Source organism: Nocardioides sp. P4_G10, assembly GCF_056401175.1.
Genome location: NZ_JBFUJV010000002.1, coordinates 182,607 through 197,514 on the forward strand (window position 1 = coordinate 182,607; position 14,908 = coordinate 197,514).

Below are 14,908 nucleotides of genomic sequence, written 5' to 3' on the forward strand. Positions count from 1 at the left end.
GGGTGGGGGGACGGACGACCGAGTGCGTCCGGTCCCCCGACGCTAGGAGGGTGTGACGTCCGTCTCACCGTTGTGTTCGTAGTGTTTGCGCCATGGGACTCAAGGACCTCGTCACCCGCGGCCGCTCCGAGGCAGCCACCACCCGGACCGCGCTCGAGGCGTCGGAGGAGCCGCACCACGACCCCGGGGCCATCGACCGGATGGTCACCATGCTCCTCGACGTCGGCCTCGACGGACGAGGCCCGCTGGACTCGGTCCGGGAGGTGGCCGACGAGGCGCTGCGCAAGGCCGGCGGCGACCCGGAGAAGGCGATCGCCGCGGTGGCCCGGCGCACCACCGTCACCGGCGGCATCGGCGGCTTCGTCACGGGCGTCGGCGGCTACGTCACGATGCCGGTCGCGCTGCCGGTCAACGTCGCCGAGTTCTACCTCCAGGCCACCCGGATGGTCGGCACCGTCGCGGTGCTGCGCGGCTACGACGTGGACGACCCGCGGATCCGCAGCGCGATCCTGTTGGTGCTCGTCGGCGCGGAGTCCGACGAGGTGCTCAAGAAGGTCGGCATGTCGAGCGTCAGCGGTCGCGCGACGACGTACGCCCTCGGCGGCCTGCCGCCCGCGGCGCTGATGATGGTCAACAAGGCGGTCGGCTTCCGGCTGATGCGCGGCGTCAGCGAGAAGGGGCTCGCCGGTCTCGGCCGCGGCATCCCGCTCGCCGGTGGGTTCATCGGCGGCGGGCTCGACGGCTACATGATGAAGAAGATCGCCGACCACGCGATGAAGGAGCTCCCGAAGGCCTGAACCGTCACGCCAGGACTCCTTCGCGGAGGGTGAGGTGGCCGGCGAGGTGGCGGCTGGTGACGCGGTGCCAGCGGTTGCCGGGGAGGTCGGGGGTGAGCAGCGCCAGCCCGGTGCCGTACTTCGAGATCCGGACCGGCCGGTGGCCGAGCTCCCACAGCCGCCGGTCCAGCGGGCCGGGGCGTGGAGTGCCCGACTTGGTCTCGACGACCAGCACCTCGCCGACCTCGGCGGTGCCGTGGCCGGACACCCAGCGCAGGTCGCGGTCGATCGTGGCCCGGCCGGCGCCGCCGGGGAGGAGGAGCGTCGTGCGCCGGTAGCTGGTGTGCAGCGTCGCGACCAGGCCGGACGGGTCGACGTCGTGGACGCGCGCGGCGCCGAGCCGGTCGCGGACCCACGCGTCGGCGTGGCCGGAGACGTCCGGTCCGTCGTGCGGCAGCCGCTCCTTGACGGTGGTGCCGCGCAACCCGCGTGTCTTCACCTCGAGCCATCGCTCGCCGGTGTCGGCGTAGACGCGGCAGCGGACCTTCCAGCGGTGCCGGCGGCGGGTCGCCGCGCCGGTCCAGCTGTCGAGGTCGACGGTGTCGAGGTACGTCGACTCGTAGCGCGAGCTGCGACGGCCGTCGACCTCGAGCACCCGCAGGCCGGCGCTCCCGGTGGGACACAGCCCGGTGACCACGGGGTCGAGCTCGCCTGCCGGGACGACGTACTTCCGGTCGGTGCGGGTCAGCAGCTGCGCGACGTCGTTGAGCTCGTCGAGGGAGACGGTGGGGAGGCGGTCGAGGGCGCTCACCTGGATGGTCATCGGGTGACCGCCGCGACCTCGTGGCGCTCGGCCGCGGGGAGGGTCGGGCGGGGCGCGGCGGCGTAGTGCACCTCGACGGTCGTGGTGTCGTTGACGAGGTCCACGCGGATCGGCGTGACCCGGGTGACGCGGGCGTCGAGGAGCATCTCGAGGCGGACGACGAGGTCGCGCTCGTCGGTGACCGCGCTGTCGAGCACCACGACCTGCCGCAGCCCGGTGGCGTGCAGCAGCCGGCTGTCGGCGAGGGCGAGGACGAGCACCAGGCCGACCATGAGCGAGGCCGAGAGGGCGACGTCGCCGGTGCCGAGCCCGCCGAGCAGGCCGATGGCGAGGGCGGCGAAGTAGTAGGCGATCTCGTGCTGGCCGAGCTCGTCGGAGCGGAGCCTGATGATGGAGAGGACGCCGAACAACCCCAGGCCGAGCGCGACCGTCGCGGCGCTGTTCGCCAGCACGATCGTCACCGACAGCACGCCGACGTTGACCGCGACGAACGCCGTGACCAGGTCGGCGCGGCGGTGGCGCGGGTAGTAGACGGCGAGGGCGAGCACCAGCACGGCGACGATGTCGACGGCGGCGAGGAGGTAGGTGGGGTTCATCGAGATCCTTCGTCAGCGGTTCGGGTGCCCCGATGTTGTCCGGCTCACCTGTCGACGGACTGCTGCGATGCTGTGACGGGTCTGTGAGGACGGCCCTGCGAGAATCCACCCTCGTGGACGGACCCCTGCCCCTCGTGCTGCTCGTCGCCTCGCTGCTCTTCGCGGCGGTGGTGCTGGTCTACGTCGTGCTCGACCGCACGCCCGACTGGGGCCTGCTCGGCTTCGCCGCCGTGATCGAGGCGCTCACCCTCGTCCTGCTCGTCGTCGCCGCGGTGCAGGTCGACGACGTGGACCTGTCCGGCGGGCGGCTCGTCACCCTGTTCGGCTACCTGGTCGCCGGGCTCGTCCTGCTGCCGATCGGCTTCGTCTGGTCGCTGGCCGAGCGCAGCCGCGGCGCCACGGCCGTGCTGATGGTCGCCGGTCTGGCGCAGGCGTTCGTCGTCGTACGCGTGATGCAGGTGTGGCCGTCGTGAGCCGCGCCGCCGCCTCCACCTCGTCGGGCCTCGGCCGCGCCCTCGTCGCGGTCTACGGCGTCTTCGCCCTCGCCGCGACCGCCCGCTCGCTCGTGCAGCTGGCCACCAAGGCCGGTGAGGCGCCGCTGGCGTACGCCCTCTCGGCCGTCGCCGCGCTGGTGTACGTCGCCGCCACCCTCGGCCTCGCCGAGGTCGGGCCCAGCCCCCGCCGGCTGGCCTGGGCTGCGGTCGGCTTCGAGCTCGTCGGCGTGCTCACGGTCGGCACGCTCACCGTGCTCGACCCGGAGCTGTTCCCCGACGCCACCGTCTGGTCGGACTACGGCGCCGGCTACGGGTGGCTCCCGCTGGTGCTGCCGTTCGTCGGGATCGCGTGGCTCTGGCACACGCGGGCGCGCGACTGATCCGACGTCGATCGGCGGGGTCAGGTGACTCGGGTCAGCGCCCCGGCGAGCACCTGGAGGTCGTCACTGGTGTTGTAGCCGTGCAGGGACACGCGGATCCCGCCGACCCGTGAGCTGGTGAAGACGGAGTGGTCTCGGGCCAGGGCGGCCTGGACATCAGGTCCCGACGCGCGGGGGTGTCGCAGCGAGATGAGGTGGTGGCTGGCGGCTGGGTCCCCCACCTCACGGAACGGGGACCAGCCGGACGGGCCCACGAGGTCGACGAGCTCGTCGGCCAGGAGGCGTGAGTGATCGGCGAGAGCCGGGATCCCCGCGCTGCTGAGCAGCTCGATGGACTGTTGGAGCCCCACCGCAGAGGCGTACGACATGGTCGAGAGCTCGAAGCGGCGAGCGCCTGTTGCGAGCCTCAGGTGGGTGGCGTCGAAGTCGAAGGGATCCTCAGCCCCCATCCATCCCACCACCGGAGGCACGAGCTCGGCCATCTCGGCGCTCAGCGCGGCGACGGCGACACCGCCGTGGGCCGAGAGCCACTTGTACCCGCTGCACACGAGAGCGTCGACGCCCCACTCCCTCATGCTCACCGGGGCGGCACCCGCGAGCTGGGTCACGTCGACGACGACACGGGCCCCCACCGTGCGCGCGGCGCGAGCGACGGCAGCGACGTCGATCCTCGTGCCCGTCGAGTACTGCACCGCGCTCACGCACACGACAGCGGTCCGTTCGCCCACTGCCGCGACGAGCCGGTCGGTGAGGTCGCTTCCGGGCTCGTCGACGACCCAGCGAAGGACGGGTGTCGTGGGAAGGCCTCGACCCCTGGCGGCGAGCCACGGGTAGGTGACGCTGGGGAAGTCGGTCGTCACCAGCACGACCTCCGGTGCGTCCGGCCTCAGTCCCGGGGCGAGGGCCGCCGCCACCTGCCCCAGCCCTTCGCTCGCCCCGGCCAGCACCGCGATCGATCCGGGTGGGGCGTCGAACAACGTTGCTGCAGCCTGGCGCACGCCGTCCAGGACTCGTGCCTCGGCGTCGTCGGACAGTCGGACGTTTCCGTACTGGCCGACCTCCTCGAGGAATCGCGTCATCGCCTCGATGGTCGGGCGGGGCACGAGTCCCAGGGATGCCTGGTTGAGGTAGGTGCATCCCTCGAGCGCCGCGTACAGCTGCCGCGGGAGCAACGCGCCCTCGGCATCACGACCAGCTCCTTCAACGTTCACGCCGACATCACCAGGTGCGCACCCAGACGCAGTGCTCCGAGCGCCGCAGCTCCTCGACGGCCGTGGCGGACAGGGGCTCCGACGCGTCGGTGACCACGTAGCCGAGGTGGTCCCTGGTCGACAGGTGCTGACCGATCACGTTGTCGCCGGCCTCGGCGAACACGGCGTTGAGATTGGCGAGGACCCCGGGGACGTTGTGGTGGAGGAAGCCCAGCCGGTGCTCACCGGTCAGCGTGGGCGTGAGGACCTGCGGGAGGTTGACCGACAGCGCCGTGCTCCCCTGGAGGGTGTAGCCGGCGAGCTTCTCCGCCACGAACCGGCCGATCTCCTCCTGCGCCTCCTGGGTCGAGCCACCGACGTGGGGCGTCAGGATGACGTTGTCGAGACCCCGCAGCACGGACACGAACTCGTCGCCCTGGGCCTTCGGCTCGACCGGGAAGACGTCGACCGCGGCACCCGCGATGTGCCCGGACAGGACATGGGCGCGCAACGAGTCGTAGTCGACCACCATGCCGCGCGAGGCGTTGATGAACAGGGCTCGTGGCTTCATGGCCGCGAACTCGGCGGCGCCGAAGAGGCCCGCGTTGCCCGGCCGGCCGTCGACGTGGAGGCTGACCACGTCGGCGGTCTCGAGCAGCTCGGCGAGCGACGCCATGCGGCGAGCGTTGCCGTGGGCCGGACGATCCGCCTTGTCGTAGAAGACCACCCGCATCCCGAGCGCCTCGGCGACGTTCGACAGCTGGGTGCCGATGTTGCCGTACCCGACGATCCCGAGCGTCCGCCCGCGCACCTCGTGGCTCCCCCGCGCTGACTTGTCCCACACGCCGTCGTGCATCCGCTGGGTCTTCTCCGGCAGCCTCCGGGCCAGCGCGATGATCTCGCCGATCACCAGCTCGACGACGCTGCGCGTGTTGGAGTACGGCGCGTTGAAAACGCCGATGCCCCGTTCCGCGGCCGCGACCAGGTCGACCTGGTTGGTGCCGATGCAGAAGCAGCCGATCGCCTCCAGGCTGGGCGCTTCCTTGAGGACCCGCTCGGTCACCGTCGTGTTGGACCGGATCCCCAGCAGCTGTACGCCGTCGAGCGACTCGATCAGCTCGTCCTCGCGCAACGCTCCCGTGCGCAGCTCGACCTCGTAGCCGCGGGACCTCAGGACATCCACGGCCGTCGGGTGGATGTTTTCGAGAACCAGAGCCTTCATGGCCGCAACGTTATGGCAGTACGGGCGGGGCACCGGTGTCGGTCCAGCACGGGGCCGCCGGTCAGGTCTCGCCCCCGATGTCGAACTCGTACGCCTCGTAGACGAGGTCGGACCCTCGTTGGCGGTGCCGGACGAGCCTGCCCAGGAGCGCCGTACCCAGGTCGCGGACCCTGTCGACGTCAGGGACGACTTCCACCGGCCCGACTCGGGCCAGGAGGCTGTCGAGCTGACCGCGGATCAGCACGTGCTCGCGGGTGAGGGTGGCGACGGCCCCGGACAGCCGCGGTGAGGCCGTGAGGATCTCGCGGTGCAGACCGTCGGGAGCCTCCGTGATGTCGACGTGCTGCCGGAGGTCGCCGGCGAGCTCCACCGCGGCGACGTGGACACGTTGGGCCCAGCGATCTCGGTCGCCGACGGCCGGCGCGGCCATCGCATCCTCCAGCGCGCTCATCGACTCGCGCAGCTCCGCGCGGTGTCGCCGGAGCTCCTCCAGGAAGTCTTCGTCTGATGTCGTCGCGCTCGGTTCCATCGACCCTCCGTCCCCGGACGTGCGTGACCTACCAGTGTCGCGCGTTCCGCGTCCCTTGGCGATGCCGTCCTCGAGCCCGCACAATCGACAGATGGTCATGCTCGAGGCCGCCCTCGTGATCGGCGTGCTGGGACTCCTCATCTTCTGGGTGACGTCGCTCCTCCTGCGCCCCACGAGCCAGGGTCCTCACGTGGCGGCCGCGGGCACCTGGCGCGTCGCGCACCACGACGCCAAGGGGGAGACACGCGTCGTGCTGCAGAAGGTCCGCGAGGGGGACACGCGGGTGATCGACGAGCACGTGATCACGTCGATCCGTGCGGACGATCCTGAGTACGACGACAAGTTCCTCGCCGCGATGGACGCCGCGCGACAGCGGCAGGCTCTCTTCGAAGCCGAGGACGGCTGAGGGGAGCTCGGGCGGCTGTCCCAGCCCAGGCACCGATTGAGATGTCCAGCGCTGCCGGGTAGTTTGGACGACGCCACGCTTCGGGCGCTCGCTGCAGGGGATGGCGCCGATTCGCGGCGGTAAGACGCACCTATTGCGGTAGATCCGGTTGGACCTGCACGCTCGGCGGCGTCTGAGCGGCGTCCCGCATGTCGCGCTGCTCGCTGGTGGCGTGAATCAGTGCTTCCGTTCGCGTCGTGGTCGGCCATGCGTCCGAGTGCGACGGTCAGCTCCGACAGCGGGGCCGGGACTGCTTAGGGGCCTCAGATTCCCGGCACGGTCGGGACGGCAGCCCTGTGCGGGAACGTGCTGTGCGGCGCACACTCGACGCATGAACACCAGCGGGCATGCGAGCGGCCGTAGGGCCGCGGTGGCGCTCGCGGTGATTGCGGTCGGCTTCTCGTGGTCGGGGTGTGACGCGTCGGACTCCGAGCCGGGTGGTTCCACCGACACACCGAACGAGGAGCAGCGATCGTCGGATGCTGCCGCGGAGCCCGGGCCCGACACCGCTCCCGACGGCGAGAGGTCTGCGGAGGTTGAAGCCACCATGTCCACCCCGGCCGGCTTCCGGCCGTGCCTGTCACAACCTTGGAGTGCGTGGACCACCGTGGACAGCGAGACCGAGGACTTTTCGTGGTCGGACATCGGGGACCTCGTCGTCGACGGCGACGGGACTGCGACGCTGGCCCTAGACGAGTGGGTCGGAGGGCTCCTCAACGCCCGCACCCTCCCTGCTGTCCAAGGTGACCCGCAGGAGCTGCCAGGACCACCGCCCAACATGCAGCCTGTGCCAGCGAATTCCGGCGTGTCCGCGCACTTCCCCGACTAGACCCACCTCGGCGTCGACGACGCGGGCACCCTGACCGCCATGTTCATCCAGGACATTCGTCGGCGCGGCGGCATGGGGTCGGAGAACTACGACCTCGTGCTCTCCGACAGACCGGTCGGTCGGGCGTGGCCACCGGACCCGTACGTACCAGGCACCGCCACGATGATGAGGGCCGAACTGGCGGTCAACGCCTCCGGCGCCGCGGTCGTGACGTGGCAGGGCTTCGATGAGCCGCTGCGGGTGAGCTACCGGCCCGCCGCCGGCGCCGCCTGGGACTCTCCTCAACCCGTCACACCAGACGCAACGTTTGCGGTGGACGTCGGCATCGACGACGCCGGACGGGTCGTCATGCTCTACGGCAACGAAGGCCAGGAGATCGCCGCCATCAGGGGCACCCCGGGCACCGGGTGGAGCCAACCCACGCCCCTGGCCGGCAACGACCACCAGCTTGAGGTCGCCGCCGGCGGCGCCGCGCTCGTCACTTCCGGCCGCGGCTTCCCGGGCACCCGCCACTACACGTACTCGATGTCCCCATCAGGCACCTGGGGTCCCGCCGTCCGACAGCCGAACACCCTCGGCCTCGCACCGGTCGTCGCGATCGACGGCGCCGGCCGAGGCGCCTACATGTACTGGCACGAGCGACGCCTCTCCATCCGCTGGAGCGACCCCAACGGCCGGTGGGACGAGCCGTGCGTCCTCACCGACCGGGCCAGCAACCCGTTCGACTCCGACGAGGACTCCGGCGCCCTCGCCGCCAACAGCCGCGGCGACGCCGTCGTCGTCTACCGCATCTCCGACGACACCCCGCAGCTGTGGGCCCGCTACAAGCCCGCTGGGCGGGCGTGGACCCAACCCATCGAAGTGACCGCCGGAGCCACCGGCCGGCAACGCGCGTTCCGCGCTGCCATCGGACCGAACGGCGACGCCGCCATCGCGTGGGTGAAGCCCAACTTCAAGCAGCTCAACCTCACCCGCATGGCCCCCGCACGCTGATCCACTCCCTCGGGCTGCCAACTGGCCGCCCGACCGCGGACGCACGCCGGTCGACGCGACGTGAAGTTCCCGATCCAAGCGGGACTGCAGCCCCGGGCACCGACCACGCGGGAAGCGCACACTCGACCCATGAGCACGAGAATGCGCCACAGCCAGGCGACGAGGTCGGGAGGGGTGCTGACCGGGCGCATCCGTCTCGCAGCGCTCGAGATGTCGGTGGCTGTTCTCGTTGCCGCGCTAGCGGCCTGCAGCGCGAGCGAGTCGACAGCCCGGACAGCGCCGAACGATGCCGAGTCCGACACAGGTGTGGTCGAGCCGTTCGAGCCAGTCGACCTGCGCGCGTCCGCGTCCACTCAAGGCGTCGCACCATCCAGCGATCCGCGCGCACCTGCCCCGTGCACCACTGGTCGGCCGCGTGCGTGGGCGCTCGAGGAGCCGACGGCGGTCGCCGGTCGGATCAGCCCCGCGGACTACCTGACGCCGACAGACATCGTCGTCGCCCATGACGGCATAGCGACCGTCGCCTACCAAGGTGCAGGCCACGTGGCGCGTACCGCGGACGACCCGCCCGCTGCCGGGGACCCGTTGGACCCCTCAGGCGGCCTTGACGAGACATGGCTGGAGCCCGGTGACGACCACTTGGCCGTCGATGGCAGCGGAACCCAGACGATGGTCGTCCAGGAACCGGTGCGGTTCAACTCGAACACATTCAGGCAGTTCTACGACTTAATCGTCGCCGACAGGCGCGCCGGGGGCAGCTGGTCTCCCGCCGCGGTGACGGTGAAGGACAGGGAGATCACCGGGCGAGTCGACGTGGCGGTCAACGCCTCGGGCGCAGCGGTCCTCGTGTGGTCCGAGAAAACGCGCTATCGAGCCGTCTACCGCACAGAAGCTGGCGCCCCGTGGAGCAGGCCAGAACGCATACCGTCGGTTCACGCGTTCGACTTCGGCGTCGACATCGACGACGCCGGTCGCATCGTCCTCGCCTATGACAGGCTTTACGACGACCAGTCGGGCGTCTACGCCATCCGACGCTCGCGCGACGGCCGGTGGACACCCCGCGAGCAGCTCGGCGGCCCGGGCAACGAGCTGTTCGCGATGGCGTTGAACTCCGATGGTGTGGCCGTGGTCAGCTACGGACCCACTGACGACGGCACGCCACTCGGCCGCCTGTACACCGCGCGGATGACCGCCGACGGCACCTGGCAGGCACCCGTCCGGCAACCTCACTCCCTCGGACTTCACGGCGTCAACGTCGACGAGCGCGGGCGCGCGCTCATCGGTGGTTGGGAGCGCGGCAGCCTCTGGGGCCGGTGGAGTCGCGCGGACGGCACCTGGCGTCAGCCGTTCACCATCGCAGGTGACGTCACCGAGACCGGCCGGTGGGGTCTCGACCCGCGCGTGACGGCGAACGGGCGCGGCGACGCGCTCGCCGCGTGGGGCACCAGGACGGATGCCGGGAACCTTCGCGTGTTGGGGCGGTTCGCCGCCGCCGGCCGCAACTGGACCAAGCCGCGGCGCGTCACCCCAACGAGCCATCAGCCCACACGGTTCGACGTCGCCATCGGCGAATGCGGGCACGCCGCCTTCGCGTGGACGCCCGCCGGCAAGCCGCGGCAGTTGCACATACGGCGAGCCACACCATCCGGCAACACCGGCAAGCCGGCGCCGGTGACGGCACGATGAGGAGCAGACGGACACCGGTACGTGAAGCCGTCCTCGACGCGCGCTGGCCGACAGAACAGCGCCAAGCCTGAGATGCTCGTCCGGGATACGACGGGCGGTGGCTTGGCCCGTCGCAACACATCCAAACGCAGCTGGGTTGAGACGACCTTCTGATCCGCGCCGGCACGCGGCGAAAAGATGCGCCCAGCACGGCGTACTTGGTCGTCCCGTTCGACTGACGCGTCGGCTGCTCTTCTTTACTGTGTGGCCACCGACTCGCGAAGGGCGAGCCATCGAGCAGGGACGTGGCGTGGCCGTACAAGGCAAGGTGTGGAACTTGGCTCCGACACCTAGGCAGCAGCTTGAGGCTGCGGACATGGACTTCGCGTGGGTATCAGGCTCTGGACTCCGAGCTCTGAGCGTGGGGTCTGGCGGAATTGGTTTGTTCGCCGGCGAAGCGGCACGAATCGAGACGTGGCCCAACGTGGTCTCGCTCGAGACGCGCGGAAAACAGCAGGTCGCGATGAGTCTGGAATCGGGCGACGACCCACTCGAGTTCACTTTCGCCCGCGCGAAGGAGCGCGACGAGTTCTTCGCAACGATGCCTCCCGAAGAACGGGACCGACTACTAAGCAACAAGGTGTCAATGAGCGGGAGTCCCCATCGGTCAGTGGCGGCAACGTCGGCGGCAGCGACCAGCTCGACCAGCTCGATCTGGACGCTTTTCTGGTGTGGCGTCATTGCTCAGGTTGTCGGCGGGGTCGCTCTGGGCCTGTCCTGGCCCACGCTGGAGGTCAGTGACCTTGGAGTGGCATCTGTTGACGGCAGCGAGCTCGGCCTCGCTCTGGGTTGGGCCATGATCGGAGCGGGATCGCTCGCCACCCTGACCGCCGTAATCGCTTTCGGGGTTCGACTCGGCATACGGGCCGCTGCTGAGGATTAGGCCAGTGGGCAGGGTGCTGGGAGTTAGGCCTCGCGCCGGTTGCCCGTTTGAAAGGCGAATGGCCGGGCGTAGACAAGCGGCGGAATGGGCTAGGTCAGGCTGACACCACTTCGTGCGGCAGATACCGACTGACGACTTCGAATTTGCGGGACAGTGCCGAGCGCAAGTGCAATTTGCCGCCGCACCCGCCGCCTAGAGCGGCGAGGAGTGGTTACTGCTCGAAGCCGGAGGCGCCGACGAGTCGCACCGCGCACTTCTCCGGCTTCTCACCATACGAACCCAGTGTCCAGGTGACCGAGCCGCCCGCTGGCACGGTGTCCCCGTCGGTGTACTCATTGCGTTGTGTGACGGTCCCGTCGGCAGCGAGACAGGCTGTGGCCACGCTGATCGGACCGCCGACGGTGACGTCGTGAGGGTTGCTGACGTCGCCGACAAGGTCGCCGCTCTTGAGCTGTTCGACGTTCTCTACGTCCAACGCGATGATGTTCTCGAACTCGGCGAGCCCCTCTTCGAACTGAATGCGCAGGTCGGGGATCGAGGATCCGGCGGGGAGTTCGTAGTCAGATGTCTCGATGTAGACGTATCCGATCGCGTAACCATCGGGCAGCACGACGTTCGGCTCGATCGACTGTGAGGCGCCGGTTCCGAGCGTGGTCCCGTCGGCATCCTGAGCCCGACCGCTGACCTCGATACGTGAGATGGCTTGGTCAGTTCCGTTGTGGACGATGAATGGGAACGAGGTTCCGCCGTCTGGTTCGCTGATGGCGACGACTGTCACCTCGCCTTCGGTTCCTGCGGGTAGTGCAGCCTCATCGCCAATCACAGTCAAGGTCGAGTACGCCTGCGGCGTGTCAGGAAGATCGCCAGTGGGCTCTTCTTCGCTGGAGTCTGAATGATCCTGCGTCACGACAACCGTGTCGTCCGTATCGGAGTTGCTTCCGCCACACGCGCCCACCAACAGCAACATCGCGCCGATGGCGCACGCCCCAAGTCGTTTCATCACGACATTGAACGTAGTCGACTGCAACTCGGAGATCTCGACTTCGGGCTCACCGACCTAACGATGGTGTCGTGGGTCGCGGGCCCGGAGGCAACCGGACCGACGCGGCCGCGCGGTAATCGCCACATGGCTAATAGAGAACGTTCAGCATCCCCACCGAAGGATGGGTGACCCGTTGCCGGGAGGCCAGCCAGCTCGGGTCGCGCCAGATCGAGGCGAGGCCGGGCCTCGAACGGCCGGCTGCGGTTAGCCCTCTGAGGACGTGAAGTCGGCGTCAACGCCGCCGAAGGCCAGTCCGACCTCGAGCGCTACCTCGCCCATGGTCAACGACACATCCGCTACACGCTTCGCGACATCGCGGATTTGAGCTGAATGCGCGTCGCGCACCGCCTGCTTTCCCTCGGCGTAACCCTCCTGGAAGGCGCGGAGAACTTCCTCAGCGCTGTTCTGGCTTGTCTCGCTCATTGACTACTCCCTAGGCGCTACGGTCGGACAACGGTAGGACGAGCGCCTGTTAGTGCGCAGGCTCAGCGTGTAGACAACCACCATTTGAGGCACCCTCAACGACCGTTCAGCCTGTGCGAAGCGCCTCGAGCCGGGCCAACTGCTGGCGGCGGTGGTGCTCCACCTCCCGGCCCCGTTCCTCGTGGCTCAGCAGCGAGCGGATAGCGGGCGGAACGGTACGCGGGCACCGGCACCACCGCGGCACCGAACAGCGCGACGACGGCGTGCTCCACCAGCGTGGACCCGTCCGGCTGGGTGCTGCGCCTGGCGCTCCGCCGGTCCGGCACGAACTCGGTCGACAGCGCCCCGTACGTTCGGCCCGGATCAGTTCCGCTGTTGGCGAGGTGTTCCACCTGGCGACGAACGCGGCGGAATGGGGCAGGGTTGTCTATCTCGATTGGGGTGGCTCACGGGACGCGGTTGAGGAGGGATGGTGGCGTCGAACGTGTGTGCCAGATCCCGTGTTGGTCACGCGTGACGATCGGTTTGAGCAGCACCGCGCGCGACCGTCGGATCGGAGACGTCGAAGGAGTGGCGCCTCAAGCCGTGCTGGTCCGCGCGATGAAGTCGCTGATGGGAAACCAGTTGGAGTTCCCGGTCAGAGGCTCGACGCGGACCTCGTACTCCCTGTCGCGCCATTGGCCGTTGGCCAAGTCTTGGGCGAGCGCGTCACCGTTGATGCCACCCGAGCGCCCCATCCAGGCAAAGCTTAGGCTTTCCGAGGCGTGGGCTTGGACGATGTCTTCGCCGCGAATCAGCGCATCGGCGTTTGTCCGGAAGGTGGGCTCGGGGGAGGCGAGTTCGTCGTATCGGGCGAGAGCATCCCGGATCACCCCGAGCCAATACGCAGGCGCGACGGCCGCGTAGGCATCGCGCACCGCCTCCCAGGTGATCACGGGCACCGCGAGCTCGCCGCGGGCTCGCGCCAGTGGCTCGGGCAGCAACAGCACGTGTGCCACCCGCTCCGGGTCCAGCCCCAGCGCGGACGTCCAGTAGTCCACTAGTGTTCGCTGCCGCGCGATCTGCTTTTCGAGCGCCTGCCGAGTCGGCCGGTGGTACATCTTGGCCTCGACAGCCAGCAACCAATCAGGACCGGTCAGAACAAGGTCAGGGGTGTCGCGCTCGTGCGGTCGGTCGGCGAACCGCTGCCGGTCGTGCGAGGTTTGAACACTCTCGGCGAAGGCGTATTCGGTGAAGAACTGCAGGTCTTGCCGTCCCTCGAGTGGATGGCTGCCCGCGCCGACGTCGCCAACGAAAAGACCACAGAGATCGAGGAATCGGTGCAGGTGAATGAATCCGTTGTCGCTGATCAAGGCGGGCAGCACGGTCCCGGTGAAGTACTTCTCTTTCCGATTTACCGGCAATCGGAGGTCAGCGGCTTGGGTGAAGCCGGCCCCGGCATCCGGCTGAGGGCTGCTGCCCTCGACCAGTCCGGCGACTTCCCGGGTGTGTCGCGCCCGTTCACCGAGTGCAGTGAGCATCTCGGCGACCGCATCTGCGTGCCCGGCCGGCCAGTCGGACGGTATCTCCCCGTTGCGCATCTGATCCAGCCAGCTCGACCCGTCGCCTGGGCCTGCGACTCGATCCCACAAGGCTCGCGCTCCTGTGGCTGCCTCGCGGACAGCCATAACTGCCTTGGACGGCCTCATTGCCACAGTCAACCGCAAGACGGTGACATGTCCACTAACCAATTCTCTGCCGATCACACGGAGCCGGCCGTTCCTTGGGCTTGGTCGCGCGAAGTAGTCGCTCGAATGCGCAAACAAATATTACCGAGCCATCGCGCCCCTCCGCTCCGACCAGCCCGTCCCCCACGCCGAACCCTCGCCGGCGCACCGCCTGCTCGCCACTCCTGAACCGCAGTCCGAGTCCAAGACTCCCCGTTCCCCTGGTATCACCGGCATTGACGCCCTTATGCGGCCACGCTCTAACGAGCCCATCGGGAGGACGTTGCCGACAGGCGGCGGAATGACCATCTTTTTCCAAGGCACGTGCCGGAGGCAGGCACCGGGCCCCGCGCATCGCTCGCCCGGCGACCACCAAGCCAGGAGATGCCCCCTGGCTCAACGTGCACACATGCGTCTCTCCCTCGCGAGGACCGCGGCAGCGATGGGATTATTTCGGGCCAACCCTCGCCGGCCGAGTCACCCAATCCATGAGCGGCATCGGAACCACGTCACAGTTCCGGGACGAGGATGACGGGACACCGGTCCTCCTCATCCCGACGAGTTGGGGCCCGTTGTTCTTCCGTCCTTCGGCGATCCCGGAGAACGGCACTGCCCGTCGCAAGCGCCGGGAGCCCGACGACGCGTGATGAAGCGCCCCGTCACCGATCATCGGTATTTGCCGAAGTTTTGACAGCGCCACAGCACCGCCCGCTGTATCAACAAACCGTTACGGACTAACGCCTTGGCTCTCCGAAGGGCCGCACCGGTGGCGACCGCCGCTCCTGTCGCTCACCAAGCGAACCATGTGCAGCTCGCATCCGCTAGGCGCCAAAATGTGGACAACTACTTGGG

The 14,908-nt window shown here is 69.1% G+C and carries 16 protein-coding genes; 8 read left to right on the forward strand and 8 right to left on the reverse strand.

Annotation, left to right across the window (positions count from 1 at the left end; all coding sequences use genetic code 11):
- Nucleotides 1-92 precede the first annotated feature (92 nt).
- Nucleotides 93-797, forward strand: coding sequence for an EcsC family protein (locus AC1DP1_RS04480; protein ID WP_477505820.1), 705 nt, complete (start codon nucleotides 93-95; stop codon nucleotides 795-797).
- A 4-nt stretch (nucleotides 798-801) separates the two neighbouring features.
- Here the strand turns inward: AC1DP1_RS04480 and AC1DP1_RS04485 are convergent, their stop codons facing one another.
- Both AC1DP1_RS04485 and AC1DP1_RS04490 read right to left on the reverse strand, forming a co-directional pair.
- Complete coding sequence (locus AC1DP1_RS04485) at nucleotides 802-1,599, reverse strand: polyphosphate polymerase domain-containing protein (protein WP_477505821.1); 798 nt, start codon at nucleotides 1,597-1,599, stop codon at nucleotides 802-804.
- Complete coding sequence (locus AC1DP1_RS04490) at nucleotides 1,596-2,195, reverse strand: DUF4956 domain-containing protein (protein WP_477505822.1); 600 nt, start codon at nucleotides 2,193-2,195, stop codon at nucleotides 1,596-1,598. The genes AC1DP1_RS04485 and AC1DP1_RS04490 overlap by 4 nt, the downstream gene beginning before the upstream one ends.
- A 113-nt stretch (nucleotides 2,196-2,308) precedes the next feature.
- On the opposite strand from AC1DP1_RS04490, the gene AC1DP1_RS04495 reads away from it, so the two are divergent.
- Both AC1DP1_RS04495 and AC1DP1_RS04500 read left to right on the forward strand, forming a co-directional pair.
- On the forward strand, nucleotides 2,309-2,668 hold the full coding sequence (locus AC1DP1_RS04495; protein ID WP_477505823.1) for a hypothetical protein: 360 nt from the start codon (nucleotides 2,309-2,311) through the stop codon (nucleotides 2,666-2,668).
- Nucleotides 2,665-3,069 carry a hypothetical protein gene (locus AC1DP1_RS04500; protein ID WP_457188046.1) on the forward strand — a complete coding sequence of 135 codons (405 nt, stop codon included), beginning with the start codon at nucleotides 2,665-2,667 and terminating at the stop codon, nucleotides 3,067-3,069. Before AC1DP1_RS04495 ends, AC1DP1_RS04500 begins: the two co-directional genes overlap by 4 nt.
- Nucleotides 3,070-3,089: 20 nt before the next feature.
- Here AC1DP1_RS04500 and AC1DP1_RS04505 read toward each other — a convergent pair whose 3' ends face one another.
- The 3 genes from AC1DP1_RS04505 to AC1DP1_RS04515 form a co-directional block, all read right to left on the reverse strand.
- Nucleotides 3,090-4,280 (reverse strand): aminotransferase class V-fold PLP-dependent enzyme, encoded by a 1,191-nt coding sequence (locus AC1DP1_RS04505; protein ID WP_477505824.1) that lies wholly within the window; start codon nucleotides 4,278-4,280, stop codon nucleotides 3,090-3,092.
- Nucleotides 4,281-4,287: 7 nt separating this feature from the next.
- Nucleotides 4,288-5,481 (reverse strand): phosphoglycerate dehydrogenase, encoded by a 1,194-nt coding sequence (gene serA, locus AC1DP1_RS04510; protein WP_477505825.1) that lies wholly within the window; start codon nucleotides 5,479-5,481, stop codon nucleotides 4,288-4,290.
- Nucleotides 5,482-5,542: 61 nt separating this feature from the next.
- A complete protein-coding gene (locus tag AC1DP1_RS04515; RefSeq protein ID WP_477505826.1) occupies nucleotides 5,543-6,010 on the reverse strand; it encodes a hypothetical protein in 468 nt (155 codons plus the stop codon).
- A gap of 91 nt (nucleotides 6,011-6,101) precedes the next feature.
- Between AC1DP1_RS04515 and AC1DP1_RS04520 the strand changes: the two genes are divergently transcribed.
- The 5 genes from AC1DP1_RS04520 (at nucleotide 6,102) to AC1DP1_RS04540 (ending at nucleotide 10,885) form a co-directional block, all read left to right on the forward strand.
- Nucleotides 6,102-6,416 carry a hypothetical protein gene (locus AC1DP1_RS04520; RefSeq protein WP_477505827.1) on the forward strand — a complete coding sequence of 105 codons (315 nt, stop codon included), beginning with the start codon at nucleotides 6,102-6,104 and terminating at the stop codon, nucleotides 6,414-6,416.
- Between the two features lie 370 nt (nucleotides 6,417-6,786).
- Nucleotides 6,787-7,284, forward strand: a complete 498-nt coding sequence (locus tag AC1DP1_RS04525; protein WP_477505828.1) for a hypothetical protein — start codon at nucleotides 6,787-6,789, stop codon at nucleotides 7,282-7,284.
- 39 nt (nucleotides 7,285-7,323) lie between these two features.
- On the forward strand, nucleotides 7,324-8,277 hold the full coding sequence (locus AC1DP1_RS04530; RefSeq protein ID WP_477505829.1) for a hypothetical protein: 954 nt from the start codon (nucleotides 7,324-7,326) through the stop codon (nucleotides 8,275-8,277).
- A 129-nt stretch (nucleotides 8,278-8,406) separates the two neighbouring features.
- Nucleotides 8,407-9,963: a hypothetical protein gene (locus tag AC1DP1_RS04535; RefSeq protein WP_477505830.1), complete on the forward strand. Its 1,557-nt coding sequence runs from the start codon at nucleotides 8,407-8,409 to the stop codon at nucleotides 9,961-9,963.
- Between the two features lie 355 nt (nucleotides 9,964-10,318).
- Nucleotides 10,319-10,885: a hypothetical protein gene (locus tag AC1DP1_RS04540; RefSeq protein ID WP_477505831.1), complete on the forward strand. Its 567-nt coding sequence runs from the start codon at nucleotides 10,319-10,321 to the stop codon at nucleotides 10,883-10,885.
- A 211-nt stretch (nucleotides 10,886-11,096) separates the two neighbouring features.
- Here AC1DP1_RS04540 and AC1DP1_RS04545 read toward each other — a convergent pair whose 3' ends face one another.
- The 3 genes from AC1DP1_RS04545 to AC1DP1_RS04555 all read right to left on the reverse strand — a co-directional run bounded on the left by AC1DP1_RS04545 (nucleotide 11,097) and on the right by AC1DP1_RS04555 (nucleotide 13,930).
- On the reverse strand, nucleotides 11,097-11,888 hold the full coding sequence (locus AC1DP1_RS04545) for a hypothetical protein (protein ID WP_477505832.1): 792 nt from the start codon (nucleotides 11,886-11,888) through the stop codon (nucleotides 11,097-11,099).
- A 243-nt stretch (nucleotides 11,889-12,131) separates the two neighbouring features.
- Nucleotides 12,132-12,350, reverse strand: a complete 219-nt coding sequence (locus AC1DP1_RS04550; RefSeq protein WP_477505833.1) for a hypothetical protein — start codon at nucleotides 12,348-12,350, stop codon at nucleotides 12,132-12,134.
- Nucleotides 12,351-12,928: 578 nt separating this feature from the next.
- Complete coding sequence (locus AC1DP1_RS04555; protein WP_477505834.1) at nucleotides 12,929-13,930, reverse strand: hypothetical protein; 1,002 nt, start codon at nucleotides 13,928-13,930, stop codon at nucleotides 12,929-12,931.
- Between the last annotated feature and the right edge of the window lie 978 nt (nucleotides 13,931-14,908).